Annotated in this window: 16 protein-coding genes; 6 read left to right on the top strand and 10 right to left on the bottom strand. The window is 67.1% G+C overall.

From position 1 onward, the window contains the following. Positions 1–18: 18 nt before the first annotated feature. From ACIPXZ_RS12510 to ACIPXZ_RS12475, 8 genes are all read right to left on the bottom strand, one after another. On the bottom strand, positions 19–1374 hold the full coding sequence (locus tag ACIPXZ_RS12510) for an acyltransferase (RefSeq protein WP_400594641.1): 1356 nt from the start codon (positions 1372–1374) through the stop codon (positions 19–21). A 103-nt stretch (positions 1375–1477) separates the two neighbouring features. Continuing rightward, positions 1478–3205, bottom strand: a complete 1728-nt coding sequence (locus ACIPXZ_RS12505; protein WP_400594638.1) for a CTP synthase — start codon at positions 3203–3205, stop codon at positions 1478–1480. A gap of 12 nt (positions 3206–3217) precedes the next feature. Then, on the bottom strand, positions 3218–4963 hold the full coding sequence (gene recN, locus ACIPXZ_RS12500) for a DNA repair protein RecN (RefSeq protein WP_400594635.1): 1746 nt from the start codon (positions 4961–4963) through the stop codon (positions 3218–3220). A 46-nt stretch (positions 4964–5009) separates the two neighbouring features. Beyond that, positions 5010–6002 (bottom strand): NAD kinase, encoded by a 993-nt coding sequence (locus ACIPXZ_RS12495; RefSeq protein WP_400594632.1) that lies wholly within the window; start codon positions 6000–6002, stop codon positions 5010–5012. Beyond that, the gene (locus tag ACIPXZ_RS12490) at positions 5999–6823 is read right to left on the bottom strand and encodes a TlyA family RNA methyltransferase (RefSeq protein ID WP_400594629.1); all 825 of its coding nucleotides are present in this window, start codon (positions 6821–6823) and stop codon (positions 5999–6001) included. Before ACIPXZ_RS12490 ends, ACIPXZ_RS12495 begins: the two co-directional genes overlap by 4 nt. Beyond that, on the bottom strand, positions 6820–6996 hold the full coding sequence (locus tag ACIPXZ_RS12485) for a hypothetical protein (RefSeq protein WP_400594626.1): 177 nt from the start codon (positions 6994–6996) through the stop codon (positions 6820–6822). The genes ACIPXZ_RS12490 and ACIPXZ_RS12485 overlap by 4 nt, the downstream gene beginning before the upstream one ends. 71 nt (positions 6997–7067) lie before the next feature. Then, positions 7068–8051, bottom strand: a complete 984-nt coding sequence (locus ACIPXZ_RS12480) for an HAD-IIA family hydrolase (protein ID WP_400595039.1) — start codon at positions 8049–8051, stop codon at positions 7068–7070. Next, entirely contained in the window at positions 8048–8857 is an 810-nt protein-coding gene (locus tag ACIPXZ_RS12475; protein ID WP_400594623.1) for a hypothetical protein, read from the bottom strand. Before ACIPXZ_RS12475 ends, ACIPXZ_RS12480 begins: the two co-directional genes overlap by 4 nt. On the opposite strand from ACIPXZ_RS12475, the gene ACIPXZ_RS12470 reads away from it, so the two are divergent. After that, positions 8840–10075 carry a hypothetical protein gene (locus tag ACIPXZ_RS12470; protein WP_400594620.1) on the top strand — a complete coding sequence of 412 codons (1236 nt, stop codon included), beginning with the start codon at positions 8840–8842 and terminating at the stop codon, positions 10073–10075. The genes ACIPXZ_RS12475 and ACIPXZ_RS12470 overlap by 18 nt on opposite strands. A 94-nt stretch (positions 10076–10169) precedes the next feature. On the opposite strand, the gene ACIPXZ_RS12465 is transcribed toward ACIPXZ_RS12470, so the two are convergent. After that, a complete protein-coding gene (locus tag ACIPXZ_RS12465; RefSeq protein WP_400594617.1) occupies positions 10170–11558 on the bottom strand; it encodes an APC family permease in 1389 nt (462 codons plus the stop codon). Between the two features lie 377 nt (positions 11559–11935). Here ACIPXZ_RS12465 and ACIPXZ_RS12460 point away from each other — a divergent pair, with 377 nt between their 5' ends. Beyond that, a complete protein-coding gene (locus tag ACIPXZ_RS12460; RefSeq protein WP_400594614.1) occupies positions 11936–13108 on the top strand; it encodes a CaiB/BaiF CoA transferase family protein in 1173 nt (390 codons plus the stop codon). A gap of 3 nt (positions 13109–13111) precedes the next feature. On the opposite strand, the gene ACIPXZ_RS12455 is transcribed toward ACIPXZ_RS12460, so the two are convergent. Next, a complete protein-coding gene (locus ACIPXZ_RS12455; RefSeq protein ID WP_400594611.1) occupies positions 13112–14632 on the bottom strand; it encodes a PucR family transcriptional regulator in 1521 nt (506 codons plus the stop codon). Between the two features lie 111 nt (positions 14633–14743). On the opposite strand from ACIPXZ_RS12455, the gene ACIPXZ_RS12450 reads away from it, so the two are divergent. From ACIPXZ_RS12450 to ACIPXZ_RS12435, 4 genes are all read left to right on the top strand, one after another. Next, a complete protein-coding gene (locus ACIPXZ_RS12450; RefSeq protein ID WP_400594608.1) occupies positions 14744–15931 on the top strand; it encodes an acyl-CoA dehydrogenase family protein in 1188 nt (395 codons plus the stop codon). Positions 15932–15938: 7 nt separating this feature from the next. Beyond that, positions 15939–17393 (top strand): aldehyde dehydrogenase family protein, encoded by a 1455-nt coding sequence (locus ACIPXZ_RS12445; protein ID WP_400594605.1) that lies wholly within the window; start codon positions 15939–15941, stop codon positions 17391–17393. Beyond that, positions 17390–18262, top strand: coding sequence for a 3-hydroxyacyl-CoA dehydrogenase family protein (locus ACIPXZ_RS12440; RefSeq protein ID WP_400594602.1), 873 nt, complete (start codon positions 17390–17392; stop codon positions 18260–18262). The genes ACIPXZ_RS12445 and ACIPXZ_RS12440 overlap by 4 nt, the downstream gene beginning before the upstream one ends. A gap of 102 nt (positions 18263–18364) precedes the next feature. Further along, positions 18365–18892, top strand: coding sequence for an AAA family ATPase (locus ACIPXZ_RS12435; RefSeq protein ID WP_400594599.1), 528 nt, complete (start codon positions 18365–18367; stop codon positions 18890–18892). The last annotated feature ends 176 nt before the right edge of the window (positions 18893–19068 follow it).

The raw sequence follows: 19068 nt of genomic DNA, 5'->3' as shown, positions 1-19068 counted from the left end.
GGTCATCTCGCGAAAGAGTCAGCCCGCCGCGCCGGAGATCCTGGCAGGGCGCGCGAGCTGTCCGGTGCCCCGAGGAGTGGTGAGCAGCAGGGCGAGGATGGTGCACGCGGTCGCGATGAGCGCCAGTGGCAGATCCAGGCCGTAGGCGGAGATCGCGACGGAGGGCAGGATGAAGAGCGCGACGGCGGCAACGGTCGCCGCAGGGCCCACCCGACTCCCCTCTGGCTCAGGACGCGGGCGTTCGAGGCGCACCGTCCCGAGGGAGATGACCCAGACGACGGCGAAGACGGCGATCATCAGGAGCGGGCGGGTGAGCCACCACGAAGCCGATCCGGGAACCGGCATGGGCAGCGGGAGCAGCAATTGGACTCCGGTCAACGCGACGATGGCGGTGACGTGCCAGAGATAGATCGTCATGAGACGGGATCCCGCGAGGAACACCACTGCCTGCAGCGCGGGACGGCGCATGAGGACTGCGAGCAGGGGACGCAGGAGGGTGAAGGCTGCGGCCTGGATCGGGGCCAGCACCGCCAGCGGTGCGGTGGGTGGCCACTGATTCGTGAGCATGCTGGTCGAGTACGAACCGAAGGTGACGAGGGCTCCGATGACGGCGAACCCGATAGCGATCACCCCGAGAAGCCACCAGCGGCTCAAGCGATCGAACCAGCCGTCCTTGAGGCAGAAGCCGAGCTGCTGAGCGAAGAGCCAGACGAACGCGATGTTCGGCAACCCGAAGAGTTCGTCGCCCACGCCGTATCCCTCTGGGGCGATCCTTCCGAGCCCCAGGGTCCAGATGCCCACCACGAGCCTGACGATGTCCACCGCGAACGCCGCGGCCAGGAGGACGCCCAATGCGAGCCACGGCGACCTCTCATGCCAGCGGATCATCCACGGAGCCAGTGCCTGGACGAGCATGTAGGCACCGAGGAACCAGAGCACGGAGCCCACCGGCACCTCGACGGCGGTCACGAGGGCAGGGTCGACGCCGATCAGTTTCACCACGAGCAGCGCCACGGCGAGGAAGGCGAAGAGCGGCAGGGCCGGGCGGGCGAGCCTGGCCAGTCGCGAGCGGATGAACCGGCCCGCGTCCTCGCCCCGGCGCTGCGCCGAGGCCCAGCCGGTCCTGGCGGCGAACCCGCCGACCACGAAGAAGAGCGGCATGATCTCGGCGATCCAGGAGGCCGGAGCCACCCATCGGGTCTCGGTCACGGGACTGGCGATCAGGATGGAACCGTCCGGCGAACGGCCCACGCCCACCAGGACCAGGTGGACGAAGACGACGACCAGCACGCACGCGACGCGCGCAAGGTCCAGAGTCAGATCACGGCCGGCCGGAATCGCAGGCCGGGGTGAGGTGGTCGATGCAGTTGCCATGCTCCAAAGCCTATTACTCCAGTCGTTAGATTAACAAGCTCTCGTCAGCATTAAACCGCGAAAGGCGGCACCGTCGGTGACGGTGCCGCCTTTCGCGTCGAGGCTACTTGGCTGCCGGCTCCAAGGCATCGATGTGCCCGGCGTGCGTGAGCGCGGCCTGCACCAGGCCCGCGAACAGCGGGTGGGGGCGCGTCGGACGCGAGCTCAGCTCGGGGTGGGCCTGAGTGGCCACGTAGTACGGGTGCACCTCGCGGGGAAGCTCGACGAATTCGACCAGCTTGCCGTCCGGGGAGGTCCCGGAGAAGACGAGGCCGGCGTCGGCGATCTGCGGGCGGAACTTGTTGTTGACCTCGTAACGGTGACGGTGGCGCTCGCCGACCTCGGTGGCCCCGTAGGTCTCCGCCACGACGGAACCTTCGGCGAGGACCGCCGGGTAGAGGCCCAGGCGCATGGTGCCGCCCAGATCGCCCTTGCCGTCGACGATGTCGATCTGCTCTTCCATGGTGGCGATCACCGGGTATTTGGAGTTCGGCTCGAACTCGGAAGACGAAGCACCCTCCAGGCCCACGACGTTGCGGGCGTACTCGATCACCATGCACTGGAGGCCGAGGCACAGGCCCAGAGCCGGCAGACCGGACTCACGGGCGAACTTCAGCGCACCGAGCTTGCCTTCCAGACCGCGGATGCCGAAACCACCCGGAACGCAGATGGCGTCAACGCCGGCCAGGGCCTTCTTCGCACCGGCCTCGGTCTCGCAGGTATCCGAAGGGACCCAGCGGATCTTGACCTTGGCGTCGTTCGCGAAACCACCGGCACGCAGAGCCTCAGTGACGGAAAGGTACGCGTCCGGCAGATCGATGTACTTGCCGACCAGAGCGACCTCAACCTCATGCTTGGGGTTGTGGACGACCTCCAGCAGGCTGTCCCACTTGCTCCAGTCCACGTCCTTGAAGGGCAGGTCGAGGGCGCGGACGATGTAGGAGTCCAGGCCCTGGGCGTGCAGGGTCTTCGGGATGTCGTAGATGCTGGGGGCATCGGCGGCGTTGACGACGGCGTCGCTGTCGACGTCGCACATGCGGCCGATCTTCTCGCGCATCGCATCGGGAACCTCGCGGTCCGAACGGATCACGATCGCCTCCGGCTGGATGCCGATGGACCGCAGGGCGGCCACGGAGTGCTGCGTCGGCTTGGTCTTCAGTTCCTGGGAGGGGCCGATGTACGGGACCAGGGAGACGTGGAGGAAGAACACGTTGCCGCGTCCCACGTCCTGGCGCACCTGGCGGGCAGCCTCGAGGAACGGCTGGGACTCGATGTCACCGACGGTGCCGCCGATCTCGGTGATGATGACGTCAGGGGCGTCCTTGGGCACGGAGGGCAGACGCATGCGGCGCTTGATCTCATCCGTGATGTGCGGGATCACCTGGACCGTGTCACCGAGGTATTCGCCACGGCGCTCCTTGGCGATCACGGTCGAGTACACCTGGCCGGTGGTCACATTGGCGGAACCGTCGAGGTTCTCATCGAGGAAGCGCTCGTAGTGACCGATGTCCAGATCGGTCTCGGCGCCGTCGTCCGTGACGAACACCTCACCATGCTGGAAGGGATTCATCGTTCCCGGATCCACATTGAGATACGGGTCGAGCTTCTGCATCGTCACGGAGAGTCCGCGAGCTCGCAGCAGATGGCCGAGGCTTGAAGCCGTCAGACCCTTACCGAGGGAGGAGGCCACGCCGCCGGTCACGAAAATCTGCTTCGTGACCTTGCCGGAGTCCTGGAAACGGGAATTTACACGGGAATTCGATCGCTGCACCACGGAATTCAAGCCTATCACTCTTTGCCTTTCTCAAGCCATGGGCGAGGCGGCGAATCGTCGCGCGTCGTCCAATAGTTCCTGCGCGTGGGCACGCGCCGACTCTGATTCCTCCTGGCCCGCGAGCATGCGCGCCAGTTCCACCACTCGGGCGTCGCCGTCGAGCACTTCCACATCGCTCGAGGTGAAACCACTGTCGAGGCCGCCGTCGGCGCCCCGCACACTGTTCTTGATGACCCGGACGTGCCGGTCCGCAAACGCCGCCACCTGCGGAAGATGCGTGACGACCAACACTTGGACGTGCCGGGCCAGCATGGCCAGACGGCGGCCGATCTCGACGGCGGCCCGGCCACCGACGCCGGCATCCACTTCATCGAAGACGAACGTCGGCACGGGGTCCACCTCCGCGAGCACCACCTCGATGGCGAGCATCACCCGGGACAGCTCACCCCCGGAGGCCCCCTTGCCCACCGGCCGGGCCGGCGCGCCGGCATGGGGCTGCAGGAGGATGGAGATCTGATCGGCGCCGTGCGGGCCCGGTTCCGGAGCTTGTTCGACGTTCACCTGCAGCCGCGCGTCCGGCATCGCCAGGGCGGCGAGTTCTGCGCTGACCCGCTCTGCGAGCTCCACGGCGGCTGTGCTGCGTGCATCGTGCAACCGCCCCGCCAGCGTCGTGAGTTCGTCCTGGCGGGCAGCCACCGTGGTCTGCAGTCCTTCGATCCGTTCCGAGTCGCCCTGCAGCTCATCCAGACGACGACGGGACTCCTCAGCCCAGCTCAGCACCTCGTCGATGCTCGGGGCGTACTTTCTCACGAGTTTCGCCAGTTCGGCACGCCGTTCTTCCAGGGCTGCCAGATGTTCCGGCCCCTCGGTCTCCAGCCCGGCCGCGTAGTGTGCCAGTTCCGTGGAGATGTCCTCCAGGATCACGGTCGCCTCCGCCACCCGGGAGGCGAGCGCCGCCAGCGCGTCGTCGTGCTGAGACACCTGCTCAAGGGAACGATGAGCGCCGGAGAGCAGCTGCAGGGCGTCGCCCGTCTCCGCATAGTCGTCGCCACTCAGGGCCGCCTGCGCCGTCCCGGCGGCGATCCGGAGCTGCTCCACATGCGCGAGCTTCACGGACTCGGCCTTGAGGCGTTCGTCCTCGCCCTCTTCGGGCTCGACGGCGTCGATCTCCTCCAGCGCGCTCCGCAGGGACTCCGCCTCCCGCAGCCGCTCCCGTTCAGCGGCCGTCAGTTCGGCCAGCTCACGTTCGGCGGCACGGTACTGGGAATAGCACTCCCGGTACTCCTCCAAGGCCGCGGCCACGGTCTCACCCCCGAACTTGTCCAGAGCCTCCCGCTGCGCTGCCGAGCTCTTGAGCCTGATCTGATCGGTCTGGCCGTGGATCACGAGCAGCCGCTCCCCCACCTCCGCCAAAGCTCCGACCGGGGCGGAACGCCCTCCCAGGTAGGCTCGCGAGCGGCCCTCCATGCTGACGCTGCGGGCCAGCAGAAGCTCCCGTCCGGCGTCGCCGTCGTCGGTCTCGGCGCCCGCCTCCTCGGCCCGTTCCAGCGCCGCATGCCCTTCCGGCAGAAGAGCCGTCGCCTCCACGCTGGCGGCTTTGGCCCCCACTCGCACGGCACCGGCGTCGGCCCGCGAGCCCAGCAGCAGCCCGACAGCGGTGACCACCATGGTCTTGCCGGCGCCGGTCTCGCCGGTCACCACGCTGAACCCGGGGCCGAGCGGCAAACGGGCCTCGGAGATGACGCCGAGGTCCCTGATGCGGATTTCTTCGATCATGCTGTGCTTTCGTCTCGCTTTCCCTGGAACACGGCGGGCGCCTTGCTCACAGGTGTTTCGGGCTGGGCAACGGGGTGGTGCTGAACTTGGGCTGCGTGATGACAGGGACCGGACCGGTCGGAGCCGTCCGGGCCTGGTGCTCCGGACCGCGCCAGCCTGTGGTGGGCAACTCGAATTTGCTCACCAGGCGGGCGGAGAACGGCGTCTCATGGGTCCTGGCCAGCAGCACCGGCCGGGACGAGCGGGTCACTTCGATACGGGCCCCGGGCGGCAGTTCGATGGAGCGGCGTCCGTCGCACCAGAGGACCCCGTGGGCATCCGTCCGGGTCAGCACCTCCACGGCGAGCCGGGAATGCGGCGAGACGACGAGCGGCTTGGCGAACAGGGCGTGGGCGCTGATGGGGACCATGAGCAAAGCTTCCACCTCCGGCCACACCACCGGGCCTCCGGCCGAGAAGGCGTATGCCGTGGACCCGGTGGGCGTGGCCATCACCACACCGTCACAGCCGAAGGCGGTCAGCGGACGCTCGTCGACCTCCATGACCACCTCGAGCATGCGCTCCCGGTTGCCCTTCTCCAGGGAGACCTCGTTGAGGGCCCAGGTGTGCCAGATCCGCTGGCCCTTGACCCAGACCTGGATGTCGATGGTCATGCGTTCCTCGACCACGTAGTCCTTGCGGGCGATCCACCGGACCGTATCCTTCAGGTCGGCACGCTCGCTCTCCGCCAGGAAGCCCACGTGGCCCAGGTTCACGCCCAGAAGCGGGATCGCCGTCTCCCGGACCATCTCCGCGGCACGCAGGATCGTGCCGTCGCCGCCGAGCACCACGCCGAGTTCGATGTCTCCCAGTTCACAGTCTTCGCCCAGCACTTCGGTGGGCTCATCCCGTTCGCCGAAATACAGAGCCATATCGGCCCGTTCGGCGGGGTCCATGACCGGGACCAGGCCGCTGTCGCGCAGCTCCATGCACGCTTCCCGGGCGGCTTTCAGCGACTCTTCCCGGCCCGTGTGGGCGAAGACAAGGATCCTGCGGCTCATGCGTGCTCCTCCGATCTCGGCCAGACGTTCTTCAGCAGTCCGTCGACGGCAGTTCGGCCATCGGCGACGACGGCGTTCTCCGGCTCGCGCGGACGCGCCAGCCAGAGGAAGTACTCGTGATTTCCGTCCTGTCCGCGCAGCGGGCTCTCGGCCAGCCCCCGGAGAGCGAGTCCGGCATCGAGCGCACTGCGTGCCACCCGGCTGACGGCTTCCCTGCGCTGTTCGTCGCTGACCACCACTCCGGTCCGGGAGAGCCGCTCGCGGCCCACCTCGAACTGCGGCTTGACCATCAGCACCAGTTCCCCGCCCTTTTCGGTGCAGTCGGCCAGCGACGCCATGACGAGCGTCAGGGAGATGAAGGAGAGATCCGCCACCGTCAGGGAGGCCTCTCCCCCAATGTCGGATGCCTTGAGGTACCGGACGTTCGTGCCTTCGAACACCTGCACCCGGGGATCGTCCCGGAGCTTCTGCACCAATTGCCCGTGCCCGACGTCGACGGCGGCGACCTCCCGGGCGCCGGCGCGCAGCAGGACCTCGGTGAAACCACCCGTGGAGGCTCCCGCGTCAAGGCATCTGCGTCCGCTCACCTGCACCGCGGGGAACGCATCCAGCGCGCCGCGCAGCTTGTGACCGGCCCGCGAGACGTATTCGGTGAGGGAGGACTCTGCGACGGAGAGTTCCGCGGTCTCCTCGATGACGGTGGAGGGCTTCGAAAGCACCGTCCCGGCGCTGCTCACGAGGCCCGCTGCGATGAGCTTGGCGGCCTCGGTGCGGGAACGCGCGAGCCCACGGCGTGCCAGTTCCTGATCCAGACGACTCATCGTGGCTGGATCCCTGGGACCACCGGACCGTCCAGCAGCTTGCTGAGGGCGTCGTGGACGTTCTCCAGGCCTGCCGGGTGTTCTTCGAGCGGGGCGTCCTGGAGCGCGGCGAGGGTCTCCAGTACCGAGTTCACGGCCGGGTCTGTTCCCGATGAGGCTGCGTCGACGTCCATGTTCCCATCGTAGTGGGCACCTGGAACGGCATGGCGGGCGCCACTCTTGAACTCAGGACGGGCGGACGAACTCAGGACCAGCGAATGGTGGGATTCGTTGCTTCCTGGGCCTCGGGCACGGCGGACCACCAGGCAGCACAGGCGGCGCGCCAGCCGTCGAGCGAGTCCTCCTCGCCCGTGATGGTCAGCGTGTCGCCGTCGACCCATGCACGGGCCGAGCCGCACTCCCAGACGCCCTCACGGAGCCGGGGCTCCTGATACGGCTGGTACAGGCCGTCCAGGGTGGCGATGATGCGGCTGGGCCGTTCGAGGGTCACAGCCCGCAGGGCGTCCTCCGCACTGTTGACACCTGTCAGAACCAGAATCGTGGAATAGCCGGACCTGTTGCCGCCGAGGATGTCGGTGTCCAGGCGGTCCCCCAGCACCGCAGGCCTTGATGCCCCCAAACGGGCGGCTGCCGCGTGGAACAGCGGTGGCTCCGGCTTGCCGGCCACCACCGGCTCAGCTCCTGTCGCGGCCCGCACCGCGGCGACCAGCGTGCCGTTGCCCGGGGCGATGCCCCGGGCCTGGGGAATGGAGAGATCCGTATTGGTCGCCACCCAGAGGATCCCGGTGGCGACCGCGTAGGAGGCTTCGGCCAGATCCTTCCAGCCGAGACCCGGGTCGAAGCCCTGGACGACGGCCACCGGGGCGTCCGTTGCCGAACGGACGGGTTCCAGGCCCGCCGCCTCGACTTCAGAGGCCAGGGCATCGCTGCCCGTGATGAGCACACGGGCGCCCTGCGGCAGCCGCTCGGCCAGCAGCCGTGACGCCGCCTGCGGCGACGTCACCACCTGCTCAGCGGTGGCGGGTGCACCGAGCTCCCGCAGATGTTCGGCGACCTGCTCAGGCGAACGCGAGGCGTTGTTGGTCACGTAGGCGAGACCGACGCCATGACCGCCCAGGGCGCCGAGGGCCTCGACGGCCCCCGGGATGGCGGACGGCCCGGCGTACACCACACCGTCGAGATCGGAGAGGATCGCGTCGTAGCCGTCCACCAGCAATGCCATGGTCAGTCGTCCTGGCCTTCGCCCGCGGCACGAGCCTCGGCGTCGCCCTCCTCGGGCTTCACCTCGGTCTCGTGAAGATCGTCTTCGTCATCGATCCCGGTGCCCTCGGACTCAGCCTCGTCGGCGTCGTCGTCCAGGTCTTCCTGCTCACCCTCTCCCTGAGCGCCTTCTCCCTGCTCAGCGTGGGCGTCTCGCTCCGAGGACTCCTCAGCGCGACGATCCTCCTCTTCGTCGTCGCCCACCAGGTCGAAGATCTCCGGCTCGGCGAACTGTCCGACTCCGAGGGCTTCCTCGGCCACCAGGGCCTGACGGGACCAGCGGGAGGCCTCTTCTTCACGACCGACGGCGTTCAGGGCATCCGCGTACGCGAGGAACAGGCGCGGGCTGTAGGAGAAGGCCCGGTTGATGTCCAGCTGCGGGATCTCCAGTTCGGCCACGGCGGCCTCGAGGTCACCCTTGTCGGCCTGGGCTCCTGCAGCGACGATGGCGAGTTCCACCTTGCTGGGGGCGTCCAGGTCCTGGGCTTCCTCGCTCCGGGCGAGTTCAAGCGCCTTGTCCGGGCGGCCCAGACCGCGTTCCGCGTCCGCCATGAGCGGCAAGTGGATATTGGAGCCGGAGATCCGGCGGAAGGTACGGAACTCGCTGAGAGCCTCCGCGTAGTGTCCTGCCGTGTAAGCGGTCAACGCCACCGCCTCGCGGACGGCGGCCAGGCGACCGGCGCGGCGGCTGGCCGCGAGCGCATGCTGGTACGCGAGTTCGGCGTCTTCCTCGAGGTAACGGCCGGCCATCACGAGGTGCTGGGCGACGAACATGCCGTTGCGGCTCTCCAGAGTCCTCAGCTCCTGCTGGGTTCCCCGGTCCAGCTCACGACCCGTGACGTCCTCATCGATGTCCGGGGACTTCTCCCGATCCGGGCGGTTGGAGGCACGCAGGTCTCCCGGGTTGATGTAGCGCCCCTCGGAATCACGAGAGGTCTCACGCGGGCCGTTCCGGCGGTCGCCGTCCTGGCGCCGGGGTCCGCGGTCCTCCCAACGACGCTCGCCGTCACGACGGCGGTCATCACGGCCGAAACCATCACGCTGCGGGCGGTCCCCATAGGGACGGCGCTCACCGTCACGGTTGAACGGCTTGCGGTCGCCGTAAGGACGGCGCTCGCCGAAGGAACCACGGTCATCACGACGGCGGTCATCGCGCTCACCGCTGAACCCACCACGCTGGGGACGGTCGCCATAGGAGCGACGCTCACCGTCACGCTGCGGACGGTCGCCGTAGGGACGGCGCTCACCATCACGGTTGAACGGCTTCCGCTCACCATAGGAGCCACGACCCTCGCCATCACGCCGCGGGCGATCACCGTAGGGACGGCGCTCACCATCACGGTTGAACGGCTTCCGCTCACCATAGGAGCCACGACCCTCACCGTCACGCCGCGGGCGATCACCGTAGGGACGGCGCTCACCATCACGGTTGAACGGCTTCCGCTCACCATAGGAGCCACGACCCTCACCATCGCGCTGGGGACGATCGCCATAGGGACGACGCTCACCGAAAGAACCACGGTCGTCCCGATGCCTGTCGTCCCGCCCGAAACCCTCACGCTGGGGACGGTCGCCGAAAGGCTTCCGATCGCCATAGGAACGGCGCTCGCCATCGCGCTGCGGGCGATCACCGTAGGGACGGCGCTCACCATCACGGTTGAACGGCTTCCGCTCACCATAGGAGCCACGACCCTCGCCATCGCGCTGCGGGCGATCACCATAGGGACGACGCTCGCCATCGCGCTGGGGACGATCACCGAACGGCTTGCGCTCGAATCCACCCCGACGTTCGCCGTCGCGGGAGCTCCGCTCCCCGAACGGCTTGCGGTTGCCCTGCGGGCCGAAGTTCCGGCCGCTTCGCCGTCCGCCGTCGTGCTCTGCCATGGTGGATTCCTCCTCGTGCGAGCCGAGCAGCGGGGTGCGCTCTCCAAGCTCTTCGCCTCTATTGGTTTTCCCCGGGGTGCAGCCCCGGCACAATCCCCTCCATTCTAGGCGACCCTGGCCCTGTGGGCGGCGTCACCCATGCGGTGAATGCCGAAGGGCCGGTGGCATCAGCCACCGGCCCTTCGGGATTGCCTTCTGTGGATCAGGAGCTCTGGTGCGCGCTCTCCTGCGCAGCCACTTCCGCGATCTCCTCGTCTTCCATCCGGACAGTCAACGGCTGGCGGAAGAACCGGGTGATGACGAGCAGAACCACAACGCCGACGCCGAGCCAGATAGCCCCGTAGATACGGGCGTCGTCGGCGAGGAAGTACCACAGGACGCCGGTGAGGATCATTCCGATGACCGGAAGGACGATGTTCTTCACGATCTTCGCCACGCCCTGGACTTCCTTCTTCCGCAGCACGAAGTACACCACCACGGTGATGTTCACGCAGGTGAAGGCGATCAGCGCGCCGAAGTTGATCATCGAAGCGACGAAGTCCAAGGACAGCGGGATCGCGAGCAGGGATACCGCGCCGACGAAGAGGATCGCATTGAACGGCGTGTGGGTCTTCGGATGGATGTAGGAGAAGAAGCGGGAGAAGATGCCCTTACCGTTCCGGCCCATCACGTAGATCATGCGGGACACCGAGGCATGGGAGGACAGGCTGGATGCCACAGCCGCAGCGAACGACGCCGCGGTGAAGAGGATCTGGAAGAACTGTCCACCGACCTTGAGTGCCATCTGCGGCAGCAACGACTCATCCGTGTTCTGGAAGCCCTCCACGGTGGGGAATGCCGACTGGCTGAACCAGGCCGCGAGGAAGAACACCAGTCCGCCGATCATCAGCGCGAGGACGATGGCCCGCGGCACGGTGTTGGCGTCCTTCGCCTCCTCCGAGTACATGGTGATGGCGTCGAAGCCGATGAAGGAGAAACACACCACTGTCGCACCGGAGATCACCGCGGCACTGTCCACGCCGTCGTGGAAGAAGGGCTGGGTGGTGAAGATCGTCCCGGTGCCGAGACCGTTCTGCAGGGAGTTCCAGGTGAGCACGAGGAAGACGAGGATCAGCGCCGTGGAGAAAACCACCAGAATCCCGTTGATCCGTGAGGTGCTCGTCATGCTCCAGAGATTCAGCAAAGTGATGAGGGCGACATAGGCCACTACCCAGATCCATTCCGGCACGTCCGGGAAGAGCGATGTCAGGTAGGTGCGGACGATCAGAGCGTTGACCAGCGGCAGAAGCAGGTAGTCCATGAGGGACGTCCAGCCGACCAGGAAGCCGAGGTTGGGATGGATCGTCTCCGAGGTGTATGTGAAGGCAGAACCCGAGGAAGGGAAGACGCGGGTCATACGTCCATAGCTGATGGCAGTGAACAACAAGGCGATCAAGGCCACGACATAGGCCGTGGGGACGACGCCGCCCGTTTCTTCCGAGACGATGCCGAAGGTGTCGAAGACGGTGGTCAGCGTCATGTAGCCGACGCCGAGACCGACGATGGACCACAGGCCTAGCGAACGCTTGAGGCGGGGAGTGCTCTGGGACATGCGGGGGTCTTTCTGGTGGGGAGGCGGGCGCCCCGAGGGGCGCCACGAGAAGATCTGAACTCTTCCGGTGGCACTGGCGGGGTTTCTCCGCCCCGTCCCCGAGTTCGTTCAATCGTGTGATGAAGAGTGGAATGCCAGATTTCCAGCAAGTGTGCTCTACGCCACATTGAGACGATAGCGCTCAATCATCTGCGATGGAAGGATTTTTTATGAATGACGTTCAAAAATTTCCTTCAGGCCCGGATTCCCGGGGTTCTTTGGGCACCCTGACCCAGCTTTGGCCATTTCGACCACGGGCGGTCCGGACGCCTCGGCCTAGGGTGTGATTCATCACACCTGGCGTCCTTCGTGCGGACCGCCCGACCGGAAGGAACACCATGACCGGCTCCCCCGCTCAACGCCCCCTCGAGGGCGTTCTGGTCGCGGACTTCTCCCGCATCCTGGCGGGCCCCCTGGCCACCATGACCCTGGCCGATCTCGGCGCCACCGTCATCAAGGTCGAACGTCCGGGCAGCGGTGACGACACCCGGAGCTGGGGACCGCCCTTCTCCCCCACCGGATCGACCTACTTCGAGGGCGTGAACCGGAACAAGCAGTCGCTGTGCCTGGACCTCAACGACGCCGGAGACCTGGAACTGGCACACGAGCTAGCGCGACGGGCCGATGTGCTGGTGGAGAACTTCAAACCCGGCGGTATGGCCCGCCTCGGCCTCGGCTACGAGACCCTGGCCTCCGGCAACCCCGGCCTGGTCTACGCCTCGATCACGGGCTTCGGCAGCGCGGGCGGGGCCGGTCTGATGGGTTACGACTTCGTGGTCCAGGCGCTGGGGGGCCTGATGAGCATCACCGGCGATGCCGACGGGCCAGCCATGAAGGCCGGGGTGGCCCTCGTGGACGTGCTCACCGCGAAAGACGCCACCATCGGCATCCTGGCTGCCCTCCAGGCCCGGCAGCAGCACGGGCGCGGCAGTCATCTGGAGGTCAATCTGCTCTCGAGCCTTCAGGGCGCCCTCGTGAACCAGGGGCAGGCCTACCTGGGGGCCGGAGTGGTCCCCGGCCGGCTGGGCAACGATCACCCCTCCATCGCCCCCTATCAACTGCTGCAATGCTCAGACGGACCCCTGGCCATCGCATGCGGCAACGACGGGCAGTTCGCCCGGCTGGTGCGGGCACTCGGCGTGCCCGGGCTCGCCACGGATTCCCGGTTCCTGACGAATCCGGATCGCGTCCACCACCGGCTGGAGCTGACGGCTCTCCTCGAGGAGGCATTGTCCCGCGACACCGCCAGGCGATGGCAGGACGCCCTGGTTGAGGCCGGTGTTCCCGCCGGCCAGGTCTCAACCATCGACCAAGGTGTCGCCTACGCCGAGGAGCTCGGCCTTGGGCCGACCATCGAAGTCCGCGACACTGCCGGAACCGTGACGGGCCGTCAGATGCGTCATCCGGTCAGCTGGACGCCCGCGTTCCCTGTCCGGGCCGACGCTCCTCCCACCCTCGGCGAGCACACGAACGTCCTCCGCGCTTGGCTCTCCGATCGCACCCAGGACTGAATCTCACGGCCTTCGCAGGGCCAGCCAGAGATTCGCCGCCACGTCCGGGTCGTCCGGGTCCACCTCCATGAGACGGGTCGCCACGGACATCCGGTGGCGCAAAGAGTTCCGGTGAATCCCGAGCTCGCGAGCCGCGGACTCCCAATGGCCCCGGTGGCGAAGGTAGGCACGGACCGTGCCGAGAAGGTCCGCACGGTCATGTTCCCGCAAAGCCTGGACCCACACCGAGGCCTGCGGATCCAGCGGGTTCACCGGAGGCATCCGGATCTCGCCGTCCGGCACCGCATCGAGGAACACTCTTAGCTGTGCAAGCTGTTCGGGCAGCTGCCCGAGGGGCACCGCGGGGCCGAGGACGCCACGCGCACCGACGGCGAGACCGCCCGCCCCTCCGATGTCCTGCGTCGCTGCGGCAACCGCATCGGAGCCACGCTCCGGCGTCGTCCGCGGCACCTCAGCCGACCGTTCGGGATCGAGAAAGAGCACGTCGACGACGCCGTCTCTGCAGCGCGAGACCACGGTCCCCGTAAGCCTCTCGGCGCCTCGCAGGGTGGCGAGCCGGGCCTCGACCTCCCGATGCCCCAGACCCTCCGGGAGTCCTGCCAGCAGGACGAGACGGACTCGGGCGGCAGGCAGGGACAATCCGAGATCCTGCGCCAGCAATTGGGCCGCCTCCAGGTGCCCGCTCAGCACGAGCCTGGCCACCGCTGCCTGCAGCAACTCGGAGCGTTCCTCAGCCTCCTGGGCTTGCTGGGCCTTCAGCGAAAGGAGCATGCAGACGGTCTGAATGATCTGACGGTCCGCCCGGGTCAGAGTTCGGCCCGCCCCGATGGCCAGTACACCGACCATCCGCTGGCCGACCAGGACGGGATGCTCGACGACGTCGGCTCCGTGGACCTGGAAAGTGGCCGCGGAGTGCAGACCGCTCATGTTCAGCCGAGCGGTCTCCTGCCGCAGTTGCGGCAGCAACGGCGAGGCGCTGGGAGGCCAATGCGTCGCGAGACCGCCGTCGGCCGGAAGATAGGCTGCCCAGCCGCCCAGTGCTTGCGCCAGCGCCTTGACCACCGAGTTGAGGGCGTCTGTCCGGGTCGCAGCACGCGCCAGCGCAGTCTGGGTCCCCAGGCTGGCCACCAGATCAGACTGCCCGAGCTTCGCGACCAGATCCCAATAGGCCCGTGAGATGTCCATGAACGGAACTCCGTCCGGCACGAGAAGCAATTCGACGCCGTACTCCTCGCACGTCTGCTGCAAATCGTCCGGCACACGGTCAAGGCCTGCGCCCAGCCCGAGTCCCAGTGCGGCGACGCCTCGCCCGGCCAGCCGGCGGAGATAGCCTCGGGTGCGCTCGACGGATCCACGGACCGGAATCCCGGTGGTGAGCAGAAGCTCACCGCCTTCCAGGTAGGGGGTGGGGTCGTCAAGTTCGGAGATGTGCACACCGGTGATGCTGAGCGCCCTCGGCGGCTTGCCATGGACCGTCCGAAGACCGTCCCCCACGTGGTGCTGCACCTGGGCCAGGCTGATCATGGCGTCTCCTCCGGCGTCCGGATCTCTGAATGGTCAGTATGACCAGGAATCACTGTATCTGAGACAAAACATCCAATGAAGGCCGGTTCCCGGCTCAGTACCGTGATCCCTATGACCGCCGTCACACCCATCGGAGAAACTGTGAGCATCTACGACCTGGTCGACCTCGACTCCCTCTACTCAACGGAGGAATTGGCCTTCCGTGACACCGTTCGCGAGTTCGTGGACCGGAGGATCCGCCCCAACATCGCACGTTGGTACGAGGACGCCGTCTTCCCCGTCGAGATCGTTCCGGAGATGGCCCAGCTGGGCCTGCTCGGCATGCATCTGAAGGGCTACGGATGTCCCGGACGCAGTGCCGTCGAATACGGGCTCGCCGCGCTAGAACTGGAAGCCGGGGACTCCGGACTCCGCACCTTCGTCAGTGTGCAGGGTTCCCTGGCCATGAGCGCGATCCACAAGCACGGCAGCGAGGAGCAGAAAAACGAGTACCTCCCCCGGATGGCTTCCGGCGAGGTCATCGGCTGCTTCGGTCTCACCGAACCGACCGCGGGCTCCGATCCGGGAAGCATGCAGACCTTCGCGCGCCGTGAGGGCGAGGAATGGGTCATCAACGGCTCCAAACGCTGGATCGGCTTGGCCTCAATCGCACAGATCGCCATCATCTGGGCCATGACCGACGACGGCGTCCGAGGCTTCATCGTGCCGACCGGCACTCCAGGCTTCACGGCCACCCCGATCGAACCGAAGCTCTCCATGCGCGCTTCCATCCAGTGCGACATCGAACTCACCGAACTCCGGCTCCCGGCGACCGCTCTGCTGCCCGGCGCCAAAGGCCTGCGTGGCCCCTTCGAATGCCTCAACGAGGCCCGCTACGGTATCGCCTGGGGCGCCATGGGCGCGGCCCGGGACAGCTACTTCGCCGCACTGGAGTACTCTCAGCAGCGCCTGCAGTTCGGCAAGCCGCTCGCCGGCTATCAGCTGACCCAGGAGAAGCTGGTCAATATGGCCCTGGAGATCAACAAGGGCCTGCTGCTGGCCACCCAGCTGGGCCGGCTCAAGGACGCCGGCAAGCTCGCACCCCACCAGATCTCCGTGGGCAAACTCAACAACTGCCGTGAAGCGATCCAGATCTGCCGCGACGCCCGCACCGTGCTGGGCGGCAACGGGATCACCCTGGAGTACTCCCCGCTCCGGCACGCCAACAATCTGGAATCCGTGCGCACCTATGAGGGCACGGACGAGGTCCACACCCTGGTCCTCGGAAACCACATCACCGGCGTAGCCGCCTTCCGCTGAGGACGTCATGAGCAGCATTGAACTGAAGAACCACATCGACGGCGTCTGGCTGCCGGGAACGGGCGCGCCCCTGGAGAGCAGCAGCCCCACCCGACCCGGTTTCGTCGTCGCACACGGCAGGCAGGCGGGCCCGGAACAGCTTGAGCAGGCCGTTGCGGCCGCACGCCGCGCGGCCGCGGCATGGGCGGCCACTCCCGCACAGAGTCGAGGAGCCGTACTGCTCCGCGCGGCCGCCGTCATCGAGGCCAACGCGGATGCCTGGGGCGCCGAACTGTCCCTGGAAGAAGGCAAGACCCTTCCCGAAGGCAGAGGAGAGGTCCTCCGGGCCGCCCAGGTGTTGCGGTACCAGGCGGCGGAAGGCGAACGCGAGGCGGGAACCGTCCACCACTCGCCGCGCGCCGGGGAACAGATCCTGGTCACCCGGAAGCCGCTCGGCGTCGTCGGCATCGTGACCCCCTTCAACTTCCCCATCGCCATCCCCGCCTGGAAGATCGCTCCGGCGCTCGTACACGGCAACACCGTGGTGTGGAAGCCCGCCAGTACGGTCCCGCTGCTCGCCTTCCGGCTCGCACAGGCCCTGCAGGAAGGCGGACTGCCCGATGGAGTGCTCAACCTGGTGATCGGCCCGGGCGCCCTGGGCGACATACTGGTCGACCATCCGGAGGTCGACGGTCTGAGCTTCACCGGCTCCACCGCCGTCGGACGCTCACTCGCAGCCAAGGCCGCGGCTCGCGGCGTACCGGTCCAGGCGGAGATGGGCGGCAAGAACGCTGCGGTCGTCCTGTCCGATGCCGATCAGGATCTCGCCCTGGAGCAGGTCCTGCTCGGCGCCTTCCGGTCCAGCGGCCAGAAGTGCACCGCCACCTCGCGGCTCATCATCCAGGAACAGATCGCAGATGCCTTCCTGGAGCGCCTGGCAGCGCGGGTGGCAGCCTTGCATACCGGTGATCCGCTGGAGGATGGGGTCGACCTCGGACCGGTCATCTCGGACGGGGCGCGCAAGAGCATTCAGGGCGCGGCCCGGGCTGCGATCGATGCCGGGGCTCGGCTCCTGGCCGGAGGACCCGATGCCCGGGTCCCGGAGACCGGACACTTCGTCGCCCCGACACTCGTGGAGATCGACGAGGATGGTCCGCTCTGGCGTGACGAGCTCTTCGGTCCCGTGCTCACGGTCCGGCGCGCTGCGACGGTGGAAGATGCCTTCGCCCTCGCGAACGATTCCGAGTTCGGCCTGTCCGCTGCACTCTTCACCCAGGACCTCACGCATGCCTTGGAGGGCCTCGAGGGGCTCGACGTAGGAGTGCTGCACGTCAACTCCGAGTCGGCCGGCGCCGATCCGCATGTTCCCTTCGGCGGCGCGAAGAAGAGCGGCTATGGTCCGAAGGAGCAAGGGCAGGCCGCCCGGGAGTTCTTCACCCACACCACCACCGTGTACCTGCAGGGCGGAAAGGCTCGCGCGTGACCGGCCCGGAACGCCCTGTCGAACGCATTCTCGTGGTCGGCGCCGGGGCCATGGGCTCCCAGATCTCGATGCTCTGCGCCTTGGCGGGCTATCGCACCGAGGTCTTCGACGTCTCCCCTCAGCAGTACGAAGCAGCGCTTCAGGCGCTCCGCCCGCGACTGGCCGGAATGGTTGAAAAGGGCCGGCTCCGTGAGGAGGACTCGGAAGCCGCCTTCGCACGCCTGAGCTTCGTCGCCGATCTCGACGACGGCGCACAGCACGCCGATCTGGTCATCGAAGCCGCCACGGAGCGGCTGGAGGTGAAGCAGGACATCTTCAGGCGCCTGGGCATGGCGGCGCCGGCGCACACGATCCTCACCAGCAATTCCTCCACTCTGGCGTCCTCCCACCTGGCAGCGGCCAGTGAACGTCCCGAGCTGCTCTGCAATATGCACTTCTTCAATCCGGCGCTCCACATGGAATGCGTCGAGGTGGTCAGAAACCCGAATACCTCGGATGCCACCGTTGAGACCGTGCTTCAGCTGGCACGATCTTTGGGCAAGAAGCCGGTCCTGGTCCGACGAGAGGTACCCGGTTTCATCGCGAATCGCCTCATGGGTGCCCTGCAGAAAGAGGCACTCGGGCTGCTGGCCGCCGGGGTTGCGACCATGGAGGACATCGACACCACTGCCCGGACGGCGCTCAACCACCCCATGGGCCCCTTTGAGCTCATGGACTTCGTGGGGCTCGATGTGGTGAACTTCATCTCCGAGGCAGCCTATGGAGAGACAGGGAATCCGGACGACGCGCCCGACCCCCAGGTGTCTGCCCTGGTCCAGGCTGGAAAACTCGGACGCAAATCCGGCGAAGGCTGGTACCGGTACCCCTGAGTGGTCTCCGCAGACACCGCTGTGGGCCTGCTCCGGACGACCATCCGGAGCAGGCCCACTCGTCGTGAACGCCCGCGCAGCTTCGTCTGACTACCATTCACTATGGGCAGGAAGAACTTCCTCATCGAAGGCGGATCCGGAACCGGGAAAACCGCCGTATGCGAAGAGCTGGCACGGCGCGGATTCCATGCTGTCCACGGCGATCGGGAACTCGCCTACCAGGGAGACCCGGAAACAGGCTCGCCGGTAGAGGGCGTCCACGGTCCCGCCGCTCACGATCACCATCTCTGGCAGCTCGACAAGGTGAAGACACTCGTCTCAGATCGGCGTGAGGCTGTGACCTTCTTCTGCGGTGGATCACGCAATGTGAGCGAATTCATCGGCCTGTTCGACGGGGTCTTCGTCCTGGAAATCGATATCGAGACCTTGAACCGACGACTCGATGAGCGCGGTGACGATGAATGGGGAGGACGCGGCTGGCACGCGGAGCGTGAGCTCATCCTCCGATTGCACAGCACGAGGGCCGAGGTTCCTCCGGGGGCCGTTCCGGTCGATGCCACCGCTCCCCTGGTTCAGGTGGTCGATCAGATCCTGTCCCTCTGCGGAGTCATCGACGACGTCGCGTCCTAGTTGGGCGTCGCCGTCAAGGGCGGGATGCCCACCCAGCTTTGTCCCGCTGCCGTCCGGTGCCGCCGAGGGCCATCCGTCCGGTGCCGTGTGTTTGTTGTGTTGTTTTAAATGGTGGTGGCCCCGGGCGTCGTTGCTCGGGGCCATCACTGGTGGTTGTGTCCGGCGGTGTCCTACTC

This window comes from Arthrobacter sp. NPDC090010 (assembly GCF_044748305.1).
Classification (GTDB): Bacteria; Actinomycetota; Actinomycetes; order Actinomycetales; family Micrococcaceae; genus Arthrobacter_E.
The sequence above is the reverse complement of the archived record's forward strand: the minus strand, read 5'-3'. Positions and strand labels throughout refer to the sequence as shown.

Bases quoted from the DNA above. Each gene is read 5' to 3' on its own strand.
- ACIPXZ_RS12485 (WP_400594626.1), bottom strand. From the start codon at position 6,996: ATGGACGTCGACGCAGCCTCATCGGGAACAGACCCGGCCGTGAACTCG.
- ACIPXZ_RS12465 (WP_400594617.1), bottom strand. From the start codon at position 11,558: ATGTCCCAGAGCACTCCCCGCCTCAAGCGTTCGCTAGGCCTGTGGTCC.
- ACIPXZ_RS12435 (WP_400594599.1), top strand. From the start codon at position 18,365: ATGGGCAGGAAGAACTTCCTCATCGAAGGCGGATCCGGAACCGGGAAA.
- recN (WP_400594635.1), bottom strand. From the start codon at position 4,963: ATGATCGAAGAAATCCGCATCAGGGACCTCGGCGTCATCTCCGAGGCC.
- ACIPXZ_RS12510 (WP_400594641.1), bottom strand. From the start codon at position 1,374: ATGGCAACTGCATCGACCACCTCACCCCGGCCTGCGATTCCGGCCGGC.
- ACIPXZ_RS12455 (WP_400594611.1), bottom strand. From the start codon at position 14,632: ATGATCAGCCTGGCCCAGGTGCAGCACCACGTGGGGGACGGTCTTCGG.
- ACIPXZ_RS12460 (WP_400594614.1), top strand. From the start codon at position 11,936: ATGACCGGCTCCCCCGCTCAACGCCCCCTCGAGGGCGTTCTGGTCGCG.
- ACIPXZ_RS12445 (WP_400594605.1), top strand. From the start codon at position 15,939: ATGAGCAGCATTGAACTGAAGAACCACATCGACGGCGTCTGGCTGCCG.
- ACIPXZ_RS12475 (WP_400594623.1), bottom strand. From the start codon at position 8,857: ATGTTCGTCGCCCAGCACCTCGTGATGGCCGGCCGTTACCTCGAGGAA.
- ACIPXZ_RS12495 (WP_400594632.1), bottom strand. From the start codon at position 6,002: ATGAGCCGCAGGATCCTTGTCTTCGCCCACACGGGCCGGGAAGAGTCG.
- ACIPXZ_RS12490 (WP_400594629.1), bottom strand. From the start codon at position 6,823: ATGAGTCGTCTGGATCAGGAACTGGCACGCCGTGGGCTCGCGCGTTCC.
- ACIPXZ_RS12450 (WP_400594608.1), top strand. From the start codon at position 14,744: ATGACCGCCGTCACACCCATCGGAGAAACTGTGAGCATCTACGACCTG.